The 21,059-nt window shown below is 70.3% G+C and carries 22 protein-coding genes and 2 pseudogenes; 6 read left to right on the top strand and 18 right to left on the bottom strand.

Annotated features, from left to right (window positions below; translation table 11 throughout):
• The first annotated feature begins 338 nt into the window (after window positions 1-338).
• A protein-coding gene (locus tag ACQY0Z_RS06155) for an IS5 family transposase (RefSeq protein WP_439811932.1) occupies window positions 339-1,174 on the top strand; the annotation gives its coding sequence in 2 pieces (ribosomal slippage) (window positions 339-686 and window positions 689-1,174; 834 coding nt in all).
• Between the two features lie 6 nt (window positions 1,175-1,180).
• Here the strand turns inward: ACQY0Z_RS06155 and ACQY0Z_RS06160 are convergent.
• From ACQY0Z_RS06160 to ACQY0Z_RS06175, 4 genes are read right to left on the bottom strand one after another with little or no spacing between them, the layout of a single operon-like run.
• Window positions 1,181-1,432 carry a hypothetical protein gene (locus ACQY0Z_RS06160; RefSeq protein ID WP_189897654.1) on the bottom strand — a complete coding sequence of 84 codons (252 nt, stop codon included), beginning with the start codon at window positions 1,430-1,432 and terminating at the stop codon, window positions 1,181-1,183.
• A gap of 14 nt (window positions 1,433-1,446) precedes the next feature.
• Window positions 1,447-1,752: a hypothetical protein gene (locus tag ACQY0Z_RS06165; RefSeq protein ID WP_189897656.1), complete on the bottom strand. Its 306-nt coding sequence runs from the start codon at window positions 1,750-1,752 to the stop codon at window positions 1,447-1,449.
• A complete protein-coding gene (locus ACQY0Z_RS06170) occupies window positions 1,749-2,480 on the bottom strand; it encodes a GntR family transcriptional regulator (protein WP_189897658.1) in 732 nt (243 codons plus the stop codon). The genes ACQY0Z_RS06165 and ACQY0Z_RS06170 overlap by 4 nt, the downstream gene beginning before the upstream one ends.
• The gene (locus ACQY0Z_RS06175) at window positions 2,449-2,718 is read right to left on the bottom strand and encodes a hypothetical protein (RefSeq protein WP_189897660.1); all 270 of its coding nucleotides are present in this window, start codon (window positions 2,716-2,718) and stop codon (window positions 2,449-2,451) included. Before ACQY0Z_RS06175 ends, ACQY0Z_RS06170 begins: the two co-directional genes overlap by 32 nt.
• A gap of 574 nt (window positions 2,719-3,292) precedes the next feature.
• Here ACQY0Z_RS06175 and ACQY0Z_RS06180 point away from each other — a divergent pair.
• Window positions 3,293-3,838 (top strand): hypothetical protein, encoded by a 546-nt coding sequence (locus tag ACQY0Z_RS06180; RefSeq protein ID WP_439811933.1) that lies wholly within the window; start codon window positions 3,293-3,295, stop codon window positions 3,836-3,838.
• Here the strand turns inward: ACQY0Z_RS06180 and ACQY0Z_RS06185 are convergent.
• Together ACQY0Z_RS06185 and ACQY0Z_RS06190 are read right to left on the bottom strand one after the other, a co-directional pair.
• Entirely contained in the window at window positions 3,795-4,586 is a 792-nt protein-coding gene (locus tag ACQY0Z_RS06185; RefSeq protein ID WP_189905111.1) for an IS5 family transposase, read from the bottom strand. The two genes, ACQY0Z_RS06180 and ACQY0Z_RS06185, sit on opposite strands and share 44 nt — an antisense overlap.
• A 315-nt stretch (window positions 4,587-4,901) precedes the next feature.
• Window positions 4,902-5,179: pseudogene (locus ACQY0Z_RS06190) on the bottom strand (hypothetical protein).
• An 80-nt stretch (window positions 5,180-5,259) separates the two neighbouring features.
• On the opposite strand from ACQY0Z_RS06190, the gene ACQY0Z_RS06195 reads away from it, so the two are divergent.
• The gene (locus ACQY0Z_RS06195) at window positions 5,260-6,015 is read left to right on the top strand and encodes a GntR family transcriptional regulator (protein WP_189897663.1); all 756 of its coding nucleotides are present in this window, start codon (window positions 5,260-5,262) and stop codon (window positions 6,013-6,015) included.
• 723 nt (window positions 6,016-6,738) lie between these two features.
• Here ACQY0Z_RS06195 and ACQY0Z_RS06200 read toward each other — a convergent pair.
• From ACQY0Z_RS06200 to ACQY0Z_RS06215, 4 genes and pseudogenes are all read right to left on the bottom strand, one after another.
• Entirely contained in the window at window positions 6,739-7,089 is a 351-nt protein-coding gene (locus ACQY0Z_RS06200) for a helix-turn-helix domain-containing protein (RefSeq protein WP_019524234.1), read from the bottom strand.
• Window positions 7,090-7,098: 9 nt separating this feature from the next.
• Window positions 7,099-7,371: pseudogene (locus ACQY0Z_RS06205) on the bottom strand (type II toxin-antitoxin system RelE/ParE family toxin); the annotation flags it as partial.
• Window positions 7,372-7,422: 51 nt separating this feature from the next.
• Complete coding sequence (locus ACQY0Z_RS06210; protein WP_439811934.1) at window positions 7,423-8,598, bottom strand: zinc-dependent alcohol dehydrogenase; 1,176 nt, start codon at window positions 8,596-8,598, stop codon at window positions 7,423-7,425.
• Complete coding sequence (locus ACQY0Z_RS06215) at window positions 8,595-9,533, bottom strand: SRPBCC family protein (RefSeq protein WP_189897666.1); 939 nt, start codon at window positions 9,531-9,533, stop codon at window positions 8,595-8,597. The genes ACQY0Z_RS06210 and ACQY0Z_RS06215 overlap by 4 nt, the downstream gene beginning before the upstream one ends.
• A gap of 531 nt (window positions 9,534-10,064) precedes the next feature.
• Here ACQY0Z_RS06215 and ACQY0Z_RS06220 point away from each other — a divergent pair.
• Together ACQY0Z_RS06220 and ACQY0Z_RS06225 are read left to right on the top strand one after the other, a co-directional pair.
• The gene (locus ACQY0Z_RS06220; protein WP_439811935.1) at window positions 10,065-10,205 is read left to right on the top strand and encodes a hypothetical protein; all 141 of its coding nucleotides are present in this window, start codon (window positions 10,065-10,067) and stop codon (window positions 10,203-10,205) included.
• A gap of 56 nt (window positions 10,206-10,261) precedes the next feature.
• Window positions 10,262-12,130, top strand: a complete 1,869-nt coding sequence (locus ACQY0Z_RS06225; protein WP_439811936.1) for a TerD family protein — start codon at window positions 10,262-10,264, stop codon at window positions 12,128-12,130.
• Between the two features lie 437 nt (window positions 12,131-12,567).
• On the opposite strand, the gene ACQY0Z_RS06230 is transcribed toward ACQY0Z_RS06225, so the two are convergent.
• The 6 genes from ACQY0Z_RS06230 to ACQY0Z_RS06255 form a co-directional block, all read right to left on the bottom strand.
• A complete protein-coding gene (locus ACQY0Z_RS06230; protein WP_028959550.1) occupies window positions 12,568-13,071 on the bottom strand; it encodes a lamin tail domain-containing protein in 504 nt (167 codons plus the stop codon).
• A 142-nt stretch (window positions 13,072-13,213) separates the two neighbouring features.
• Window positions 13,214-13,897: an 8-oxoguanine DNA glycosylase OGG fold protein gene (locus ACQY0Z_RS06235; protein ID WP_381727666.1), complete on the bottom strand. Its 684-nt coding sequence runs from the start codon at window positions 13,895-13,897 to the stop codon at window positions 13,214-13,216.
• A gap of 88 nt (window positions 13,898-13,985) precedes the next feature.
• A complete protein-coding gene (locus tag ACQY0Z_RS06240) occupies window positions 13,986-14,693 on the bottom strand; it encodes a formylglycine-generating enzyme family protein (protein ID WP_439811937.1) in 708 nt (235 codons plus the stop codon).
• Between the two features lie 100 nt (window positions 14,694-14,793).
• Window positions 14,794-15,339, bottom strand: a complete 546-nt coding sequence (locus ACQY0Z_RS06245; protein ID WP_254587331.1) for a hypothetical protein — start codon at window positions 15,337-15,339, stop codon at window positions 14,794-14,796.
• Window positions 15,336-16,817, bottom strand: a complete 1,482-nt coding sequence (locus ACQY0Z_RS06250; RefSeq protein WP_189897758.1) for a sensor histidine kinase — start codon at window positions 16,815-16,817, stop codon at window positions 15,336-15,338. Before ACQY0Z_RS06250 ends, ACQY0Z_RS06245 begins: the two co-directional genes overlap by 4 nt.
• A gap of 53 nt (window positions 16,818-16,870) precedes the next feature.
• A complete protein-coding gene (locus tag ACQY0Z_RS06255) occupies window positions 16,871-17,563 on the bottom strand; it encodes a response regulator transcription factor (RefSeq protein WP_189897675.1) in 693 nt (230 codons plus the stop codon).
• A 258-nt stretch (window positions 17,564-17,821) separates the two neighbouring features.
• On the opposite strand from ACQY0Z_RS06255, the gene ACQY0Z_RS06260 reads away from it, so the two are divergent.
• Window positions 17,822-18,586 carry a DUF3152 domain-containing protein gene (locus ACQY0Z_RS06260; protein WP_189897677.1) on the top strand — a complete coding sequence of 255 codons (765 nt, stop codon included), beginning with the start codon at window positions 17,822-17,824 and terminating at the stop codon, window positions 18,584-18,586.
• Between the two features lie 10 nt (window positions 18,587-18,596).
• Here ACQY0Z_RS06260 and ACQY0Z_RS06265 read toward each other — a convergent pair whose 3' ends face one another.
• Window positions 18,597-20,180: a HAMP domain-containing sensor histidine kinase gene (locus ACQY0Z_RS06265; protein WP_439811938.1), complete on the bottom strand. Its 1,584-nt coding sequence runs from the start codon at window positions 20,178-20,180 to the stop codon at window positions 18,597-18,599.
• Entirely contained in the window at window positions 20,177-20,929 is a 753-nt protein-coding gene (locus ACQY0Z_RS06270) for a response regulator transcription factor (protein ID WP_189897681.1), read from the bottom strand. Before ACQY0Z_RS06270 ends, ACQY0Z_RS06265 begins: the two co-directional genes overlap by 4 nt.
• Between the last annotated feature and the right edge of the window lie 130 nt (window positions 20,930-21,059).

A 21,059-nucleotide genomic window follows, 5' to 3' on the forward strand; every position in this document is an offset into this window, starting at 1 on the left:
TGACGGTCGGCTAGCCGGGGCGTACCTGGCAGTTGGCGCAGGCGATCAGAGACCCCAGGATCGACCTGATAAAGATGAGACCAGATCGCAAAGCCTGCATCAGTGACCTGTGCCGTTCCGGCTTCAGGACGCCGCAGCAGCTCTCATTCATGGAACCGGTGCGCCCCCCGGCCAGGCGCCCCTAGCCATAGCAGCGAAGCCCCAGGGTTCCCCTGAGGCTTTGCGCCGTTCTGGTCCCGGATCAGATGCGTTCACACGGCCAGCGTGTGCGGGCTGTTGGTACCGGCCTCTCTTAGAGGTCCTAACAGAAGTCGCTGATGGTGTGACTGTCGGCTCAGATGCTCGTTGCTCTGTTCGTGGGGAAGAGGAACTCTCGTCCGTGGATCGTGTCGGACGAACTGTGGTCGCTGATCGAGCCGTTGTTGCCGGAGCCGGGTCCGAAGTTGGTCGCCGGGCGGCCGAGGGTTCCTGACCGGCAGGCTCTGTGCGGGATCCTGTTCGTCCTGCACACCGGCATCCAGTGGGAGTACCTGCCCCAGGAGCTCGGCTTCGGCTCTGGCATGACGTGCTGGCGGCGGCTGGCCGCTTGGAACGAGGCCGGCGTGTGGGACCGCCTTCACGTCGTCCTGCTACAGAAGTTGCGGGCTGCGAAGCAGCTCCACTGGTCTCGGGCGGTGATCGACTCCAGCCATGTGCGGGCCGCTCGACGAGGCCCAAAAGCGGACCCAGCCCGGTCGACCGTGCGCGTCCGGGCAGCAAGCACCACGTCCTCGTCGACGGTCAGGGCGTCCCGCTCGCGGTGTCGCTGACCGGCGGCAACCGTAACGACGTCACGCAACTGCTGCCCCTCCTCGCCAAGGTCCCGTCCGTTGCGGGCCTGGTCGGGCGGCCGCATCGGCGGCCCGACGTGGTGCTCGGCGGCCGTGGCTACGACCACGACAAGTACCGTCGGCTCGTGTGGGCTTTGGGCATCAAGCCGGTGATCGCCCGCCGCGGCACCCCTCATGGTTCGGGGCTCGGAGTGCACCGGTGGGTCGTCGAACGCACCATCGCCTGGCTGCACGGCTTCCGGCGCCTACGCGTCCGCTGGGAACGGCGCGACGACATCCACGAAGCCTTCCTGGGCCTCGCGACCTGCCTGATCACCCACCGGCACGTCCAACGCCTTTGTTAGGACCTCTTAGGCAGCAGGAAGCTCGGCTGGGGGAAGTGGCTGTTCGGTGTACGCGCCGAGGGTCAAGCCCAGCATGAGTGCGCCTTCGAGCGCCGACAGTACGGTTGTGAGCTGCTCACGCTCCTGTGGCGTTCCTTGATCCGAGTGCTTGAGATCTTGGAGCTTGTTCCTGGCAGTGACGAGCGCAAGCGCGAGCACCTCGTGGATGAGGTCAGCGCCTTCGCCGTCGTCGTGCTGGGTGGCCTCCCTCGGTGTCACCGCGTCACCGCTGGTCAGCCGGACCTGTGATCAGTAGACCGGCTGCTCAGACGGTGACCCCTGCTGGTTGCCACGCGGAGCGTGTCCCTCAGGGCTCCGGTCAGGTTCTTCGCCAGAAGCCGCATGTCGTCCGGGGTCATGTCGGCGGTGAGCATGTCGATCGCGTAGTCCAGGAGTTCGGTTGCCGTGCCGAGTTGTACTGACTCGATGTTGTCGGCCAGGCGGGACATGTAGCCGCCGCTGTCATCGGTGCTGAGGAAGCACGGCTTGCCATCAGGTCCCGTCCAGGGGAGGAGCCGCAGTTCGTTCGACGTCGTCATGTTTTCGTCGGCCTCTCGTCGATCACGTAGTGAGTGGTGAACACCGCGTCGGCGCGGTCTCCGGGCAGCACCAGGAGGGCCGCCTCGACCACGCGTCCAGTGGTGTCGACCGTCTGGCGGGTGACGGCGAGGACTGCCAGGGCAGAGCTGATCCGGAGGGTGGACGCCTCCTCTGATGTCGGGAGGCGAACGCTGATCTCCTCCCGGACCTCAGTCGGCGGCGGGCGGAGCTCCGTCAGTCGCGTCACCAGCGCCTCGTACGGAAGTGGCTCGCGGAGCACGGCGGCCGGCGCCAGGTCGCAAGGGACGTAGATGCGTGCCAGGCTGTGAGGTCTCTCGTCCTCATGGGCGAGACAGAGGATCTCGGCCAGAGGGCTGCCGGTCGGCATCTTCAGCAGGGACGCGAGATACCCGCAGGCCCGCACCCTGGTGGTGTGGACGGTGACGCTCAGGGGTGCAAGATCCATGCTGTGCGCGTCCGGAGTTCGCCTCCCGCCGACGTACGTGATCCTGTGGAGCGGACGGCGGACGAAGTTCCCCTTACCGTGAGTCTTCTCGACGAGGCCTTCCGCCTGGAGTACGGCGAGGGCGCTTCGTAGCGTCGGGGCGCTCACCATGTATTGCGCGGCCAGGTGCGCCTCGGAGGGCAGGCGTTCGCCGGGCTTGAGTCGGCCGGTGACGATCCGGTCCCGGAGGTCATCGGCGATGGCGTCGCGTCGCGAGGGCACGGGTGGGATCACCGCCTCTCACTCGCACGAGCCGCAGGGCGATGAGCCGGGTCCCCGTGTGGATGGTCAGCAGCTCGCCCGAGTCGAACACGAGTCGTTTAGCTCCGCCGGGCAGTTGGAAGAGGTCGGTCACCCGGCACTGCTGGCCCCCGACCTGGATGACGTCGCCGAGCTGCACGCTGGCCGAGGTGATCTCGACAGGGGAGAGCACCGCGCCGCTGAGTGCCGGCCCCCTCACCGTGCCGCCTCTGTCGGTACTGAGGACTTGGCGATGGTGTGGCACGAGCAGGCGCAGGCTTCATAGATCACCGGCACGTCGACCGGTGCGGTGAGCGGAGACGACTCCGCGCAGGCGTTGTGTGTGCCGATGCAGCAGGAGGTCGACCGGTAGGAGTCGGGGACGGGTTGGGTGCTGTGGGGCTGTTGGCGGGAAGGCATCAGCGGTCACCCGCCGAGGCGTACCAAGGGCCGGCGAGGGGAGCGCACCTCACGGCCTCCGAGCGGTGCCGTGCTCGCGCCTCACTTGCCACTACGTACGGGCGGACGAGCGCCGTCTCCTCCCCCACGAGAACGCCCGTGTGCTCGCAGTGCCGATGCAGGAACAGCACTGCGCCGTAACCGACTTCCGGGTACACGGCGACCGGCCGCGCAGGGGTTTCGGAGCGGCGGTGCCGGCCCTTGTGGAGGTACCGCTCCCTGAGAAGCTGTTGTCTTTCCGAGTGTGATCAGTGGGTTTCCGCAGGTCGTGGATGGGTGCGGTAGGTCCGTGAAAGTAGTGGCCTGTCACGTTGTCGTTCCGTGGGAGGCCGTGAATGCCCTCGATCATCGGACTGCTGGAACAACAGGAACACGCTGCTCGACGCCGGGTCGACGGGCTTCGTGAGGAAGCCGACCGCGTCCAGGCCGAGTTGGCCGCGGCCGAGGAGGAATTGCGGGAGTGGTTGATCGCCCGGCGGCGGGTCGACACGGTTCTGGCTCCCGCCGGAGCCGCCGGAGCCGCCGGTGCCGGCGTTCAGGACGCTGCCGGTCCGCGGGAAGCGGGCGGGTGGCCGACATCCCGTGATGCGGCCCGGCCGAAATCGCAGGTGCCGGTGTGGCGTGCGGGGATGGCCTCGTCGGTGCTGTCGGTCGACTACCAGCGGATCGTTCAAGCAGTCGCGGACCGGGCCCGTCTGGAGCAGGGGCCTGTGACGTGCCAGGAAATGGCCGCGGGGTTCGGCATGGACGTGGTGCCGGCACGGGTGAAGGCATTGCGGTCGAAGGCGAAACGCCTGGTCGCCCGGGGCTGGCTGGCCGAGCCCACTCCCGGACAGTTCACCCTCGCTCCCGGTGCGGCCGGGCCAGGCGACGGATCATGAGGGCGGTCATCGACCAGTAGATCATCGCCTCGGCACTGGTGACACGGCGCTCGAAATCGCGGGCCAGGCGGCGGCTGCGCATCAGGTGCGCGAACAGACGCTCGACGATCCACCGCTTGGGCAGCACCACGAACCCCTTCACGTTGTCGCTGCGCTTGACGATCGCCACCACCAGGGCGAACGTGGCCAGGCAGTGCTCGACGAGGCTGCCGGTGTAGCCGCCGTCGGCCCAGACGAGGGCCAGGCGGTGGTGGGCAGCGGCAACCTGTTCCAGCAGGACGCGGGCGGCGGCCCGGTCGCCGGCATCCGCGCCGGTGACCATGACGCCGAGCAGCAGGCCGAGGGTGTCGACCACGACGTGCCGTTTGCGGCCGTTGACCAGCTTCCCGCCGTCGAAGCCACGACTGTCGGCGCCGACCACAGCGTCCGCCTTGACCGACTGCGAATCGATCACCCCGGCCGTCGGCCGGGGATCCCGCCCCGCCTTCTCGCGGACCTGCCCGCGCAGCCGGTCGTGGAACTCCCGGACCAGGCCGTGGTCGCGCCAGCGGCGGAAGAACGCGTAGACCCGGTCCCACGGCGGGAAGTCGGCCGGCATCGCCCGCCACTTGATCCCGTTGTCCACGAGATAGGCGATGGCGTCCAGCATCGCCCGGTGGCAGTACGCCTCCGGCTGCCCGCCCCGGCCGCGCATCCAGCCAGGCTCCGGCAGCAGCGGCCGCACCACCGCCCACTCCGCGTCCGTCATGTCACTCGGGTAACGGCGCTCGTGCAGCGCATGGTCGACAGCGTTTCCGAACCGGTGAGCCAGACAGTCACACTCCCGGGTGCCCGCGGTGGACTGCACAGGCATCGGCACGCAAGACTGCGACACCAGGGCCTCCTGATGCTCGGTGATTCGACACCAGCGAGCTGTTCAGGAGGCCCTCCTCTCATGCGCCGAGCACACCACGACCACCCGATCGGGACGACCGTTCGATCACCAAGTCCCGAGAACGGTACGACAACGGCTTCTGAGGCGCGAGACGGTACCGCGGATACGATTGAGCACGGTGTTCAGCCCCTATCGCTGATGACCCGGTCCCCCGACATCGCCCGTCGCGGGGACCGTTTGCGTACGACCGCCCAGAGGGTGCGGTCGTTCGAACTGGTGGCGAGGAGGCCGAAGCGGTCGGCATCGGCCACCGCTTTCAGAACCGCTCGCCATGACTCGGCGGAGAGTGGTTCCGGCACCTCCGCCTCGATGGCCGTGCAGTCGTCGCGCTCCTCCACGCGCGTGGCGAGCCCGACGGCCGATAACCGGGCTGCGATGGCCTCCGCGCGCTCCTTGGAAGCAGGCACAGGGCAGTCCTCCGGTTAGCGGGGATCACTTTGAGTGAAGCTAGTTAACTAGATTAGAGCTAGTGGACTAGATTTTCCATATGTCTGAGCAACCGCCCTATCTCCGCATCGCCGACGAGCTACGGCGGCGGATCGCGGAGCACGAGTGGGAACCGGGGGACCGACTCCCCTCCCGCGCCCAGATCGGCCAGGAGTACGGCGTCGGCGACAACGTGGTCCGCCGGGCGCAGGAGTTGCTGATCTCCCAAGGCGTACTCGAAGGCCGCGCCGGTTCCGGCACCTACGTCGCCGAGCCACGGCAGCGCGTGCGCGTGGTCCGGTCGTCCGCGCGGGAACAGCTCAGCGGCTCCCCGTTCCGGGCGGACATGAAGGCCGTGGGCAGGCAGGGTGACTGGGAGAGCCGGACCGAGGCCAAGGTCCCGGCACCGGCGGAGATCGCCACGCGTCTCGGCATCGCCGAAGGTGAGCTGTGCGTGCGGACGTCGTACGAGTTCCTTGCCGACGGCCGGCCGGTGCAGCTGTCGACGAGCTGGGAGCCGTACGACCTCACCGGCGGCACGCTCGTCGTCCTCCCTGAGGGAGGACCGCACGCCGGGGCAGGGGTGGTGAACCGCATGGCGGAGATCGGCGTCACCGTCAGCCACGCCGTGGAGCAGCCGGAGCCAAGGCAGGCGACCGCCGAGGAGGCCTCACTCCTCGGCATCCAGAAGGGCGCGCTCATCACGCACATCCGGCGGACCTACTACAGCGACCAGGGCCGCCCCGTGGAGACCGCGGACATCGTCGTGCCCGCCACGCTCTGCGAGATCGTCTACGAGATTCCGATCAACCGATAGACGGCCCCACTTAGGGTCGTCGTATGGCCGACGACTCCCCGCCCTGTCCCGAGTGCAGCCAGCCCCTGAAGTGGGGCGGTCTCGTGCTGTCCGGACGGGACGATGACGGCCAGAGATCTTGCCGGTCCCTCTGGCGGTGCGCCGATCGGCACACGTGGTGGAGGTGGGCGGACCGGCCCGAGGAACCGTTGGAGGCATGCCCAGTTCCGGGGCTCTTTCGTTGACATCCAACGCTGACATCAACGAGTCCGGCTCTGCCGTCCGTAGAAGGCGGACGTGCCAGATCCGTGCCAGATCGTGCGGGGAACCACGGGGAACACCGGGTACCGGTCCAACGCACAATCGGACGCCGGCGGCGCTCCCGCCCAGGTCAGCCGGGCAATTGCCCGTAGATCACCTCAGCTTCCCAAGCTGAGAGCGCGAGTTCGATTCTCGTCACCCGCTCCATGAGAAGCCCCAGGTCAGCGACCTGGGGTTTGTTCTTCGTCTCTGACTCTTCGGTGCTTTTCGTACCCTCGTGCACTCGAAGATGGGGCACACGGAGGGAACGGGTGCTCAATTGAGGCCCGTCAACCACTGCTCCTCACGCCAGTGCACACCGCTGACCTGCGGTTTCACGTCAAGCTATGCAAGAACGAACGGGAGAGCCCTCAGCCTGATGTTCCCCGGAAAACGCTGCCGGACGGTGCGTCGCATGCACCGCACACAAAGCTTTCGGGCCGACTACGCCGCCGCACTGCCCTGATCACCACTTGCCGGCATCCGCAGCGTGTGATCACCGAAGTCGGCAACCAAGTCCAACCTGCCACCGAGCGCTTCGACGTAACGTGCGATGACATCGAGAGTGGCGCCCTCGCCGTGCTCGATCTGGGACACGCGAGCGATGCTCACACCCATACGGGCAGCCACATCCCTCTGGGCCAGCCCGTACTGCTTGCGCGTCTCAGCGAGTTGATGACCACGGGCTTCCGCCAGCAGTCGACGTGAACCGGCTTCCACCTCAGCGGGATCCACACCGGCCGAGTACAGCTCCTGCTCCAGGGTCTCCCAGTCCTGCGGGGTCTTCTTGGGCATGCTTACTCCTCAGTCCTCCGTGTCACCGGTGTAGTCGCGGTAGAGCTGTTCAGCCAGAGGAACGTTGTCGCGGTACCAGCGCTCCCAGTTTCCTGCCTTGTCTCCCCCGAGGAGTAGCAGGGCTGAACGAGTCGGATCAAAGGCGAAGATGATCCGGATCTCGGACCGGCCACCTGACCCCGGCCTCAGCTCCTTGAGGTGATGCAGTTCCGATCCCTTCAGCCGGTCCACGAGGGGACGCCCCAGGGTGGGGCCTGCGTCACGCAGAGCGACAACGGCCTGGGCTCACGGCCGCTGCGGGGTGAGCGTCCCCGCAGCGCATCGGTGCTTCCCTCACGGCGTGAGGACGACCTTCTCGCAGTGGTCCTTCTTGTTCTTGAACAGGTCGTAGCCGGTCGGTGCCTCGGTCAGGGGCAGCCGGTGGGTGATGATCCGGGTGGGGTCGATCTTGCCCTGCTCGATCATGCCCAGCAGCGGTCGCATGTACCTCTGCACGTGGCACTGGCCGGTCCGCAGGGTCAGTGACCTGTTCATCCAGGCACCCGCCGGGAACTTGTCGATCGTCCCGCCGTAGACGCCGACGACCGAGACCACGCCGCCGCTGCGGCAGGACATGATGGCCTGGCGCAGGGCGTGCGGCCGGTCGGTCTCGGAGCGGACCGCCTGCTTGGCACGGTCGTAGAACTGGACGTGGGAGGCGCCGTGTGTGGCCTCCATGCCGACCGCGTCGATGCACTTGTCGGGGCCGCGGCCGCCGGTGAGTTCGAGCAGGGCGGACCGTACGTCGGTGTCCTCGAAATCGATGGTGGTGTAGCCCTGGGCGGCGGCCATGTCGAGGCGGTAGGTCTCCCTGTCGATGGCGATGACCTTTTCCGCTCCCAGGACCCGGGCGCTGTCCATGGCGAACTGGCCGACCGGCCCGGCGCCCCAGACGGCGACGACGTCGCCTTGCTCGATGTCGCACATGTCGGCGCCCATGTAACCGGTCGGCAGGATGTCGGACAGGAAGAGCACCTGCTCGTCGGTCAGGTCCGATTCGATCTTCAGGGCGTTGGTGTCGGCGAGCACCACCCGCGCGTACTCGGCCTGGCCGCCGGCGAAGCCGCCGGTGAGATGCGAGTACCCGTAGATGCCGCAGGTGGGATGACCGAACATCTTCTCCGAGATGCCCGCGTTGGGGTTGCTGTTCTCGCAGCACGAATACAGCTCCGCGCGGCAGGACGCACAAGCGCCGCAGGCGATGGGGAAGGGCACCACGACCCGGTCGCCGACGCGCACTGTGCCGTCGCTGATGCCGGGGCCGACCTCGACGACTTCCCCCATGAACTCATGGCCCAGGATGTCGCCCTTCTCCATGGTGGGCACGTAGCCGTCGACCAGATGGAGGTCGGAGCCGCAGATCGCCGTCGAGGTGATCTTCACGATGGCGTCGCGGCTGTTCAGGATCGAGGGGTCGGGGACGTCCTGCACCTCGACCGTGTTGCGTCCCGTCCAGCAGGTGGCCTTCATGCCAGGGCCTCCTTCAGTTCGTCCTCGGTCAGCGGCCGGGCAGGGTGCTGCGGGAACTCGCCCCGGGCGCGCTTGCCGCCGGGTGCGCCCTCGGAGCGGACGACCTCACCGATCTCCGCGACCTGCTTGAAGCGGCGAAGGTCGTCGTCCAGTTGCTGGTGCGGCTCCTCGCCGAAGTAGCGCGCCGCCGCCTTGCCCAGCGGTCCCCCGGGCAGTTCGTAGCGCAGGGACACCCGTATCTCCGTGCCCTGGCCACCGGGGGCCGGCACGAAACGGGCTTCGCCGGAGTTGTCGATGTCGGCATCGCCCACCGACCGCCACGCGATCAGTTGGCCGGGGACGTCCTGGGTGATCTCGGCGTCCCATTCGACTGTCCTGCCGAACGGTGCGCTGGCCTGCCAGTGACTGGTGCGGGGGCCGGTCACGTGCACCTCGTCCAGATGCGCCATGAAGTCCGGGAGGCGCTCCAGGTCCTTCCAGAGGGTGTACGCCTCCTCCGGGGATCGGGTGACGGTGGTGGCCGCGGTCAGTTCCATGGGGGTGCTCCTACGGGTGCGGGTCACAGCCGCATAGACGTCCGTGGCGGTGATGGCGGTGACCGCGGCCGTCGCGGCGACGGTGCGTCCGAGGCCGCGACCGTTGTGGTTCTTCAAGGCCCGGGCGAGCATCGTCAGATCCATGAGGTCGCCGCCGACACGGCCCCAGAGCCAGACGGGATGCGGCCGTCCCAGCAGCCCGGTCGCCGCCGCGAGTTCGCGCACGCCGACTGCGGTCGTGGCCGACCGGTGCCGGGGGGCGTCGCCCACGCCCAGGGCCCGCGCGAAGCCCGCCGGGGCGGCGACCTGGGGCACGCCCAGGAGCGCGCTGGCCCAGCCGAGGCCGCGTACGAGCGGATCGTTTCGCAGGCGGGAGGTGGAGCGGGTGTCTGCTGTCATCAGTGCTCCTCACGTGCGCGGAGGGTGACCGGGAGACGAGCCACTTCGGACGGGAGGACCCGTGGTGGACGGCTCCGCAATGTCCGTGTCCGCGTGATCCGCATCCCCGGCAGCCTGCCGCCGCCGAAGGAGGCCCGCCCGGCCCCGGGCCGGAACCGGGCCGGATACCGGTCGTCGCTTACTTCCTGTCGCCGTTGCTGTGTCCGTCGGGGGTACAGCACCACCTTCGTCCAGCCCTCGTCACGGGCGCCGAAGTGTCCGTAGGCGGTGGGGGCCTCGTCCAGGCCCAGCTCGGGGGAGACGATGAAGCTCGGCGTCGCCTTCTCGCCGGCCATCAGGTCCCGCAGCGCCCGGTTGTACTTCCTGCCGGCGCCTGGCCGGTTCCCATGTGCGGGCCCTTGAACGACTGTGCGGGCCCTTGAACCACGTCATTCCGGTTCTTTCACCCGGTCCGCCGGACGAAGCCTCGGTGCTCCGGCGGCGTGCGGTGCGGGTCCCCACCAACGGACGGCCGAAACAGTCACTCATCGTGTGGATCAACCGCATATTCCCGACCGCATCATGGTCCGCTGGGCCGCCGAGGAGGGCGAGCGGCTCGGGCGGGACGTCGGCGCAGACGAGATCGAGCGCCGGCTGTTCGACTCGGCCCGGACCTGCGCGGGACGCCCCTGAGCGGATATCACCATCTAGGTTGAAGGACCGCCGCATATCGGATCATGCTGTGCGCCATGAGTCTCGTCTCCCCTCTTCCCGATGTGCCCGTCACGGGCGAGTACGCCTACGACTGGGCCCTGGTCGACGTGGAGACCTCGGGGCTCGTGCCGCGGCGGGACCGGGTGCTGTCCGTCGCCGTGATCACGATGGGACCCGACGGTGAGCAGACCGGGGAGTTCTCGACGCTCGTCAGTCCCGGGTGCGACCCGGGTCCTGTGGACGTGCACGGACTCACCCCCGAGCTGCTGCAGGGCGCGCCCGCCTTCGACCAGGTGGCCGGGCGGATCGGGGCGATGCTCCAGGACCGGGTGCTCGTCGCCCACAACGCCCAGTTCGACCACGACTTCCTCGCCCACGAGTTCGCCCGTGCACGGATGTGGCTCCCGGTGTCGAAGCGGCTGTGCACCGTCGCCCTGAACCGCCAGGTGGACCCGCCCACCGACGACATGAAGCTCGGCACCCTCGCCGCCCACTACGGCATCCCCCGGCAGCGCGCCCACGACGCACTCGACGACACCCGCGTGCTCGCCGGCGTGCTGCGGGCCTCCCTGCGAGAAGCGGCGCGGCTCGACCTACCCCTGCCGCTGGTGACCTGCCCGCCCCGCGCCGAGTCCCAGTTCACCCCCAGCCCGCCGAAGACGCCCTGCGCCTACCGCAACCCGGGCCGTCTCACGCCCGGCGGACCCCTCCGGCAGGGGATGAAGGTCGCCATCACCGGTGAGACCGCCCACGCGCGCGCCGAGCTGGTCGGGCGGGCCGTCGCCGCCGGGCTGAACATGATGACCTCCGTCAGCCGGCACACCAGTGTGCTGGTCACCAACGACCCGACCTCCACCTCGGCCAAGGCCCGACGCGCCCTCGCCGAAGGCGTGCCCGTCATCGACGAGCCGACCTTCCTCCGGCTGCTCGACGACGTACGGCCGGGGGACGTGCACGAGGCTTCGGCCGCGCGTTCCGCCCCGCGGGGAGACCAGGGCTCGGTCACGGAAGCGGTGCCCGCCTCCGACAAGGCCGCCGCGCCGGAACCCGTGGCGGCCGTCCCCTCACCCCGCCGCCCGCAGCCCTCCGCCCGCGCCGCGGACAAGCCCCTCGCCGGGCATCGGGTGCTCGTGCTCGGCGGTGTCCACGCCGACGCCGTCGCCGCCCGCGTCCGGGTCGTCGAGCTGGGCGGGTCCTCTGCCATCAACCTCTCCGCCAGCGTGACCGACGTCGTACTCCTCCCGGGCGGGGAGAAGGACCGCCGTATGAAGCGCATCAACGCCCTCGAACTCCCTGTGCGCGAGCCGCACTGGCTGGACGCACCCACCACAGCGGACCGGTCCCCGTCGGCCTCCCGGAAGCAGGACCCGCAGGTGCTGCCGAGGGGCGGTGTCGTCGATCTGCCCATGCCGCACGGCGGCCCCGCGCCGGAGTGGTACGTCACCGCCGGCTGGGCCCCGCAGTCCGACTGCGAGATCGACGTGGTCGCCTTCCTCCTCGACGAGGACGAACAGGTCGCCTTCGACGAGGACTTCGTGTTCTACGGAGCCCCCGAGAACCCCGCCGGCACGGTGCGTCTGCTCACCGGTGGGCCCGCCGAGCAGACCATCGCCCTGAACCTGGCGTCCCTCCCGCCCGCGACGCGGAAGATCGTCGTCGCCGCCGCCATCGACGGTGCCGCCACCTTCGGCACGGTCGGCGCGATCCAGGTCGGCGCGGCACCCGGCAGCAACGGGGCGCCCGTGGCCCGGGCCACCCTGGACGCCGCCACCACCGAACGCACCTTGCTCCTCGCCGAGATCTATCGCCGTGGCCCGCTGTGGCGTCTCCGGGCCGTCGGGCAGGGCTACGACCACGGGCTCGACGCCCTCGCCCGCGGGTACGGGGTCGACGTCGCCGGCTGAGCGTCGTGGTCACGCCCGCAGGTACGTCAGTACCGCCGGCACCCGGCGGTGCGTCCGGCTGACCACATGGGGGGGTGAGCGGTGGGGACGGCGTTCTCGACCGTGGTGCTGGCTGGAGCCGTGGCTGTGTTCACGCTGTGGACAGCATGCGCGGTGCTGGGCATTCACGGTCTCTTGCTGGGCCGTGTGCCAGGCCGGTGGCTGCAACGCAGTGTGCGGCAGCCGAGGTTATGGGGAGCCGGTGCGTTGCTGGTTGCGCTCAGCGGACTCAACCACCCGACCGTCACAGTCATCGGCGTAGGTCTCATCGCCCTCGGGCACGTCATGAAGCCGAGCCGCTGATCAAGGGGGACCGAGTCCCGGTCGTCCGGCAGATGGTGGCACGAGGGGCCGGCCCGTAGGTGCTGGGCCGGCCCCTCCGGGCCCTCGGTGTGCCGTCAGCCGTGGTACTTGATGTACCCGTTGCCGTCCTTGTCGTGCGCCTTCTTCGTGTAGGCGTGGATGTCGGAGGGCGAGCCGCCCGGCTTGTAGAGGTAGATCGTGTCCTTGTCGTTGTTCCACATGAAGTTGCAGTTCTGGCGGTACACGACGTTCTTGCCGTCGGAGTCGGTGCCCCGGCCGCCGCGCAGGTGGACGTAGTCACCCGGCTCGAGGATGTGGTTCGACCTGAAGACGAAGGTGTTGCCGGCCTTGTCCTTGACCTTGTAGCCCTTCAGGTTGATCTTCGACTTCTTCGAGTAGTTCTTGATCGTCAGGTACTCGTTCTTCGTGTTCCCGCCGGAGCACTTGTTGGAGTCCCGTCCCGGGGCGTCGTACTGAATGCCCTTGATCTTGAGCGCCGAGGAGTACTCGGCGGCGTGCGCCGGTATCGCCGCGGTCAGCGCGAGCGCGGCGACGGCGGTGGTGGTCGCGGCAGCGGTCAGGGTGCGCCGGATGAGCATGAGGTCCCCCCTCAGTGGTGCGGATGAAGCATCCGGAGCATACCTAAGGTGTTCATATGATGATGTTGATGTGAAGAACCTGTGACAGTCGGGCGGTGAGGTGTGGTCGGAGCCCGGGTGTAGCAGCCGTTTCACGTTCGCGTCAGGGCGTACGGCTGCATGCCTCGTCGATGTGGCCGTTCACCTCGAAGAGGATCCACTCCAACCGTTCCGCCGGCACCCCCAGCGACGGCGCCCATCCATGCATGGCACTGACGTATGCGGCGTACCGGAGGGGCAAGCGGCGGGTGCCGGCGGCCTGCCAGCTGGTCCAGCCGAGGGCGTTGAGCGACCGGATGACTCGGTTGTCGAGAATCAGGGCCCGCTCTCCACCGTCGCGGTCGTCCACGGCTGCGAACCACTTCGTGAAGAAGGAACGCCGAACCCCCTTGAGGCCGAAGCGGCGGTACGCCTCGCTCAGGTCCCCCTCCCGCACCGCTTCCCGCGTGCTCCGGAGCACGTCCGGCAGCCGCCCGTCGGACAATGCCGCGTCCGTGTATCGCGGTCCGCGTCCGTTCGTGGTGCCGGAGCCCCAGATCATCACCGCCACGAACAGGTCGCGCAGACTCCCCGGGTCGTCGTCCACGGCGTCACGGAGGCGGGCCAGGTCACCCCGGTCGATGAGACGGTCGCCGCTCGTCCCTGTCGTACAGGCGACGCCGACATCCAGTACGTGCGCGGCACCGTGTGCCTCGAGTCGTGCGCGCCACGTCTTCGGGCGGAAGCGTACGGGCCGTTGCTCGCAGCCGCGGTAGCGGTCGACGAGCTTTCGAAGCTGCTCCTCCATAGTCCCCCCTTGGCCATGACGGCGTTCAGCGGACACAGCGTATGGCGTGACGTCGTGCGGGTGTTGCTCTGCGCGGTGAGGTGAGGGCCTAGCTGTCGCCCGTGACCGGCAGGGGGGCCGCTGGGCGGATCGCTGTGAACATGTCGTACTCCGCTCGGAATGCCGAGAGCATGAGCAGCCACTCGTCACAGCCCTGCCATGCGGAGAGGTCGCCGCCGCCTCCGCGGACCGCTCGGGGGCCGTCGCCCGTGCGGGGGCCTGCGTCTGACGGTGCATCCTCGAAGTTCGGTGTCCACACGTCGGCGCACATCTCGTTCGCACACCCCATCGCCGACAGCCCGAAGGCGTTCTCGGACGCGGCCACTCGCTTCTCGTCGGCGAAGGCGAGCAGGATCTCGTCCTCGTCCGGTATCTCGTTGCCGCGGAAGGTCAGCGTGGTCGTGCCCGCGCGGGCCGCGTACTCCCACTCCGCCTCGCTCGGGAGCCGGAAGGGCAAAGCCGCCGGTACGGCGTTCAGGTGGTCGTCCGTCACGCGGGCCACGGTGTCGCCGGACTCGGCGAAGTCGTCCTCGTAGTCGGGCAGCCAGTGCCGTGTCTGTGCGACCGTCAGCGGGTGGCGGGCGAGCAGGAAGGGCTCCACCCTCACCTCCCGTACGGGGCGCATGAGCCCGGCAGCGGCGAGGAAGTGCTCAAGGGACTCGTCCGAGGCTTCGGCCTCGTCTATCGCGCGCAGCGCGTCCAGTTCCTCGTCGGACAGACCCATGCGGAACGCCCCGCCCGGCACCTCCCGGAACACCACTCCTGAAGGAACATGCCGCCACGCCGGTCTGCCGGCCACCGTCTCTTTCGACCACATGGCGCCGGACGCCAGCAACGGGCACTGACACCGGGCCGCCTCAGCGGTCGAACGCCCCCGTCTCCGCCCACGGCTTCGCCGGGCACGCCGTTGTCGGGGACGTCAGTGTCCAGCCCGTGCCCGTCACCCGGAGGCGGGGAGTCTCACCCGAGGGCTGGGGGAAGGGCGTCGCGGCGTAGTGGATCGTGCAGGTCAGTTGGAGGAGCGCCGTGCGGGACACCGGTGTCGGGGTGTCCGGGAGGGTTACCGTGATCGTGGCGCCGTCCGTCAGCGTCACCGACGGGGCGCCCGCCAGGCGTGGGAGGTCCGTCGTCGCGGACGTCGCCCCCTCCTTCTCGTTCGGGCCCTCCAGGAGCAGGCGGATCAGGGAAGTCAGGTCGGCCGCGTCGCCTGCCGGGCGCGGGTACGCCGTCAGCTCGCCTTCCGTCAGGAAGAAGAGGGGGACCGTCGCCGGTTCCGCCGCGGCCTCCGTCGGGGCCGGGCCCGGCATTCCGCTCGCCGGCGAGCCCGCCTCGATGACGTCGGACGTCGGGACTCCGCACCCGGTGAGCACCAGCAGCAACGCCGTAGCAGTCAGCCGCCTCATTCCCCGCCTCCCTCGTCCTCCACGTCCAGCGGCAGCTCCACCGTGAACACCGCCCCTCCGCCCTCGCGGTTCGCCGCCTTGATGCGGCCACCGTGCAGGCGCACGTTCTCCGCCGTGATCGCCAGGCCGAGGCCACTGCTGTCCCCGTCCCCGCCGCCCTTCCCGCTCGCGCTCCTCGCCCGTGACGTGCTCGCCTTGTAGAACCGCTCGAAGATGTGCGGCAGCGCGTCCGGAGCGATGCCCGGGCCGTTGTCGGTGACTTCGAGGACCGCGACTCCGCCCCGCGCCTCCAGCCTCACCCTCACCGGCGGTTCGCCGTGGCGCAGGGCGTTGCCGACCAGGTTGGCCGTCACCACGTCGAGCCGGCGCGGGTCCACTCGGGCGCGGAGTCCGCCCGGTGCGGGGAGCCGCAGTTCGACGTCCTCCGGGCGCCAGCGGGAGGCGACCGTGCGGCGGACGGACTCGGCCAGGTCGATGTCGTCCCGGTGCAACTCCGCCGCCCCCGCGTCGAAGCGGGATATCTCCATCAGGTCGTTCACCAGCACGCTCAGCCGCTGCGTCCCCTCGCTGACCAGCCGCAGCGCCTCACCCGTCTCACCCTCCACCCGCTGGTCCAGCACATCGGTGACCGCTGTCATCGCCGCCAGCGGGGTGCGCAGTTCATGGGAGACGTCCGCGACGAAACGGCGACCCCGCGCCTCCAGGCGCCGCAACTCCGCCACCGTCCGCTCCAGTTCCGCCGCCGTCTCGTTGAACGAGCGGGACAGCTCGGCCAGTTCGTCCGAGCCGGTCACCTTCAGCCGTACGTCGAGATGCCCGGCGGCCATCCTGCGCGTCGCCCCGCGCAGGGCCCGTACGGGGCGCAGCACTCCGCTCGCGGCCAGCAGGGCCAGGACGACGGCGAGGCACAGCGCCACCAGGGTGGCCCGTTCGATGCCGCTGACCATCGCCTCGACGTACCCCTCCTCCGCGGTCTGCGGCACCTCCAGGTACATCACCACCCCGGAGAGGCGCGGCACCTCGTCGTCGTCCGTCGTGTACGTCATCGGCATGCCGACGAGGAGACGCGGGCTGCCGTCGACGTTCATCCGCTGGAACACCGCCGCGCGCCGCGTCCGCACGGAGCGGAGCATCTCGGGGCTGGGCTGCGTGAAGCGGGGCGTGGGGGCGTACGCGCGCAGGTCGCCGTAGGTGGCCATGACCCGCCAGCCCGACTGCCGGTTGTCGTGGATGATCTGGTTGACCGTCCACTGGAGGTCCGACGCGGCGGGGGTGTGCGGGACGGCGGGCGCGATGGCCTCGACGCTCGCGCGGAAGCGGTTGATCACGGAGTCCTGGCTCTGCTGGAGCACCCCCGTGCGCGCCTCCCGGAAGGCGAGGGCGCCGGTGCCCAGGGCACTGGCCATGGCGACGAGGACGAAGGAGATCAGCAGGCGGGAGCGCAGGCCGCGGAGGGGGAGCGGGATGCGGGACACCACGGCGCGGTGGAGACGGCGAGGAGCGGAGAGGGGCTCCGCGGACCGGGCGCCGTTCACGCGCGGCCCGTGCCGAAGCGGTAGCCGAAGCCCCGTACGGTCTGCACGTAGCGCGGGTTCCTGCCCTCACCCAGCTTGCCGCGCAGGCGCTTCACGCAGGCGTCCACCAGGCGTATGTCGCCGTGGTAGCCGTGCTCCCAGACCGCCTCCAGCAGTTGCTGGCGGCTGAACACCTGGCCCGGGGACGCCGACAGGGTGAGCAGCAGGCGCAGTTCGGAGGGGGCGAGGGTGACGGGCTCGCCCCGGTGGGTCACCACCAGCCCGGCGCGGTCGACGACCAGGTCTCCGTGCGTCTCCGGCCGGGGCCGCGTGCCGTCGGGCGGGGACGCGTCCTGCCGGCGCAGGACGGCGCGTATGCGCGCGTCGAGGACCCGCGCCCGCACGGGCTTCACCACGTAGTCGTCCGCCCCCGTCTCCAGGCCGACGACGACATCGATGTCGTCGCCCCGGGCCGTGACCATGATGATCGGCACCTGGTCGCGCTCCCTGATCCGGCGGCACACGTCCAGGCCGGACATGCCGGGAAGCATCAGATCGAGCACGACGACATCCGGACGTACGGCGTGGAGCTGCTCCAGCCCCTCCTCGCCCGTCTCCACCGCGACGACCTCGTGCCCCTGATGCCGCAGGCCCAGACGCACGGCCTGCCGCACGATGGAGTCGTCCTCGACGATCAGGATCCGTGGCATTGCGGCAGTTTAAGCAGGGCGGGTGGACGGCAGGTCCGGTCACCCGTCGCCTTCAACCGCCGGACGCCCGGCCGCCGTTACCGTTCCGTGACCTCACGGGCTCATCGCGATCAACTGGGATGACCAGATTGACCTGTCATGCGTTCGGTACGAGAGAGGCAATCCGCACCCCCCACCCGCGGCCGCGCGGCCGCCCGCCGCACCCGCGGACGACGGCCGTCCACCCGCCGCCGCATACGTTCCCGTGGACGGCGCCGCGTGCTGCCGACCGTCCTGCTCGCCATCGCTGTGCTGGGTACGGCGGCCTTCCTGCGCGCCGAACTGCGGGACCGGGGCAGTTCGCAGCAGAGCGCTCCGGACGCCCGGCCCCCTCGAGCCACCCCCACCCCCACACCCACACCGCCCCCGACGCCGGCGCCCTCCCCCTCCCCGACCCGCACCACGATCGAGGTGCCCGAGCAGGGCAGCGGCACGTTCGTCACCGCGCGGTCCGGCGGGGAGACGGTCGGCGAGGGGTCCCGGCCGCTGCGGTACGTCGTAGAGGTCGAGGACGGGCTCGACGTCTCGCCGTCCGAGGCGGCCGAGGAGATCGCCGACATCCTGGGCGCCCCGCGCGGCTGGACCCACGACCCCGACAACGCGTTCCAACTGGTCGGCGCGGGCGCCCCGCACGACCTCTCGATCAGGATCGCCACCCCCGCCACGGCGGACGCCCTGTGCTGGGACGGCATCGGGCAGGACACCGGGGGCGAGTACAACTGCGAGGTGCCGGGCGGCGTGGTGGTGAACCTCCGGCGCTGGGTCGAGGGCTCCCCCACCTTCGACGGGCCGATCCACGACTACCGCGCGCTGATCATCAACCACGAGATGGGCCACTTCCTCGGCCACTCCCACATGACCTGCGGCGGTGAGGGGCGGCTCGCGCCCGTGATGATGCAGCAGATCAAGGGCCTGAACGGCTGCGTGGCCAACGCCTGGCCCTACGACGAGGACGGCGACCTCGTCACGGGCCCCGCCGCCTGACAGCCGGCCGTCACCCCCGCCGGTCGTCGTCCGGCGCCGGCGTGGAGTCGGGGAGGAGCAGGCGGAACGCGCAGCCCTCACCGGGCCGGTTGTCGAGTTCGAGACGGCCGCCGTGTGCCGTGGCGATGGCCGCGGCGATGGCGAGACCGAGGCCCGTCCCCGCCTCCCCTTCCTCGGCCGCCGGGGTCGCCCGGTAGAAGCGGTCGAAGACGTACGGGGCCTCGTCGGGCCTGATGCCGGGGCCGTCGTCGGCCACCTCGACCACGCACACGGGCGTGCCGGGCGGCAGGGGCGGACCGCTGCCCAGGCAGTCCGCGCCCGCCGTCCGGACGCGGGCGGCGCCCACGCGGACCCGGACACGGCTGTCGGGCGGGGTGTGCGTACAGGCGTTGGTCAGCAGGTTGCCGAGGACCTGGGCGAGTTGGTGCGGGTCGCCCGGGGTCTCCACCACGGCGAGATCCGGGGCCGGGTCCGGGGCACCCCCTGTTTCCAGGGGCTCCAGCGTGATGGAGCGGTCCGGGTGGCGGATCGCGGTGGTGGCGATGGCGTCGGCGGTGAGGGAGAGCAGGTCGACGGGTTCCCGGTGGGCCGGGGCCGAGTCGCCGAGGCGGGCCAGCAGGAACAGGTCGTCGACGAGCCGGCTCATCCGCTCGGCGTTGCGCGCGATCAGGGCGTGCGCCTCCTGACGCCGGGCGGCCGGCATGTCCGGCTCGTGCAGCAGCAGATCGGCGAAGCCCTGCACGGCGGTCAGCGGGGTGCGCAGTTCATGTCCGGCGTCCGCCATGAAGTGCCGCAGCCGCTGCTCGGAGTTCTCCGCACGGCGCAGCGCGGTACGGAGGCGGTCGAGCATGGTGTTGAGGGCCAGCCCCAGCCGTCCCACCTCCGTGTCGGGATCGGGCACGGGCACGCTGAGTTCGAGGGCGCCGTCGGTGATCCGCTGGGCCGTGTGCTCGACACGGGTGAGGGGGCGCAGACCCAGACGGACGGCTCCGTTGCCGAGGGCGATCACCCCGACGGCCACGGCGACGCCCAGTCCCAGGCTGAGCCACAGCAGTTTCGTGGTGGCGCCGTCCACGGTGTCCAGCGGCAGGGCGACCACCGTACGCGTGCCGTCGGGGCCCGCGTGGGCGAGCACCCGCCAGCCGGAGTCCGCCTCGTCGCCGTCGGCCGGGACGGTGGCGGGGCGCCCGTCGGCCAGATCCAGGTCGGCCTCCCGCTCCGGCAGCCGGGGCCCCGCGCCGTTGCCGCTGCCCAGGGACGTGGGCAGCAGGGCGCCGTCGGCGTCGTAGAAGAAGACGCGGTAGTCGGAGGGAAGGGTGTGGTCCTGTGGCGGGGGGCGCAGCCGGTCCTCGGCCATGTCCCGGGTGACGCGGTCCGGCGGGCGGAAGTGGGAGAGGCGGTCGTCCACCTGGTCGGTGAGCCAGCCGCGCAGCACGGTCAGCCCCGCCAGCTGGCAGACCAGCACGGCGCTGGTGGCCAGCAGACAGGCGATCAGGACGAGACGGCTGCGCAGCGACCGGGGGCGAGGGCGGCGGAACCGGCGGGGGCGGCGGAGCAGGAGGGGACGACCGGGCAGGCGGGGTCGCCGGCTCATCGGGCGTTCTCCGGCGCCTCGTCGCGCGGCAGGCGCAGGCAGTAGCCGACGCCCCGCACGGTGTGGACGAGGGCGGGCGGCGTCCGGTCGATCTTCCGGCGCAGGTTCTTGATGTACGTGTCGACGATGCGGGTGTCGCCGGAGAAGTCGTACTGCCACACCTGCTGGAGGATCTCCGCCTTCTCCAGCACCCGCTCCGGGTGGGCGAGCAGGCAGGCCAGCAGGCGGAACTCGGTCGGCGACAGCCGCACGGGGCGGTCCCCGCGGCGTACCTCGCGGGTGGCCTCGTCCAGGGTGACGTCGGCGTAGCGCAGGGCGGGGGCGGTGCCCGTGACGGAGGCCGGGGCGTTGCTGCGGCGCAGGATGGCGCGGATGCGCAGCAGCACCTCCTGGATGTGGAAGGGCTTGGTGACGTAGTCGTCGCCGCCCGAGCTGAGGCCGATGATCCGGTCCTCCACGTCACCGCGGGCGGTGAGGAACAACACCGGGGTGTAGACGCCCCGTGCGCGCAGGTCGCGGGTGAGCCGGAAGCCGTCGGTGTCGGGCAGCATCACGTCGAGGACGATCAGGTGCGGACGGCGGTCGAGGGCCAGGCCCAGCGCCTCCTGTCCGGTGGCCGCGCTGAGCACGCCGTACCCGGCCGCGGTGAGCGCGGAGGTGAGCAGGGTGCGGATGCTGGCGTCGTCCTCCACGACGAGGACCGTGTGACCGGCGGTCGGCGTACGGGGGTGGGCAAGCTGGTCGGTCACGGGAGGACACCTCGGCGGCTACGGGTGCGGGGCACGCGGCGGGGGCGTGGCACGGTGGGGCGGCGTGGGGCGGCGTGGGGCGGCGTCATCGTAGGGAGCGAAGCTGTGAACGCGGGGAGCGAGGCTGTGA

It is taken from the genome of Streptomyces sp. P9-2, assembly GCF_051903975.1.
GTDB classification, from domain to species: Bacteria; Actinomycetota; Actinomycetes; order Streptomycetales; family Streptomycetaceae; genus Streptomyces; species Streptomyces cellulosae.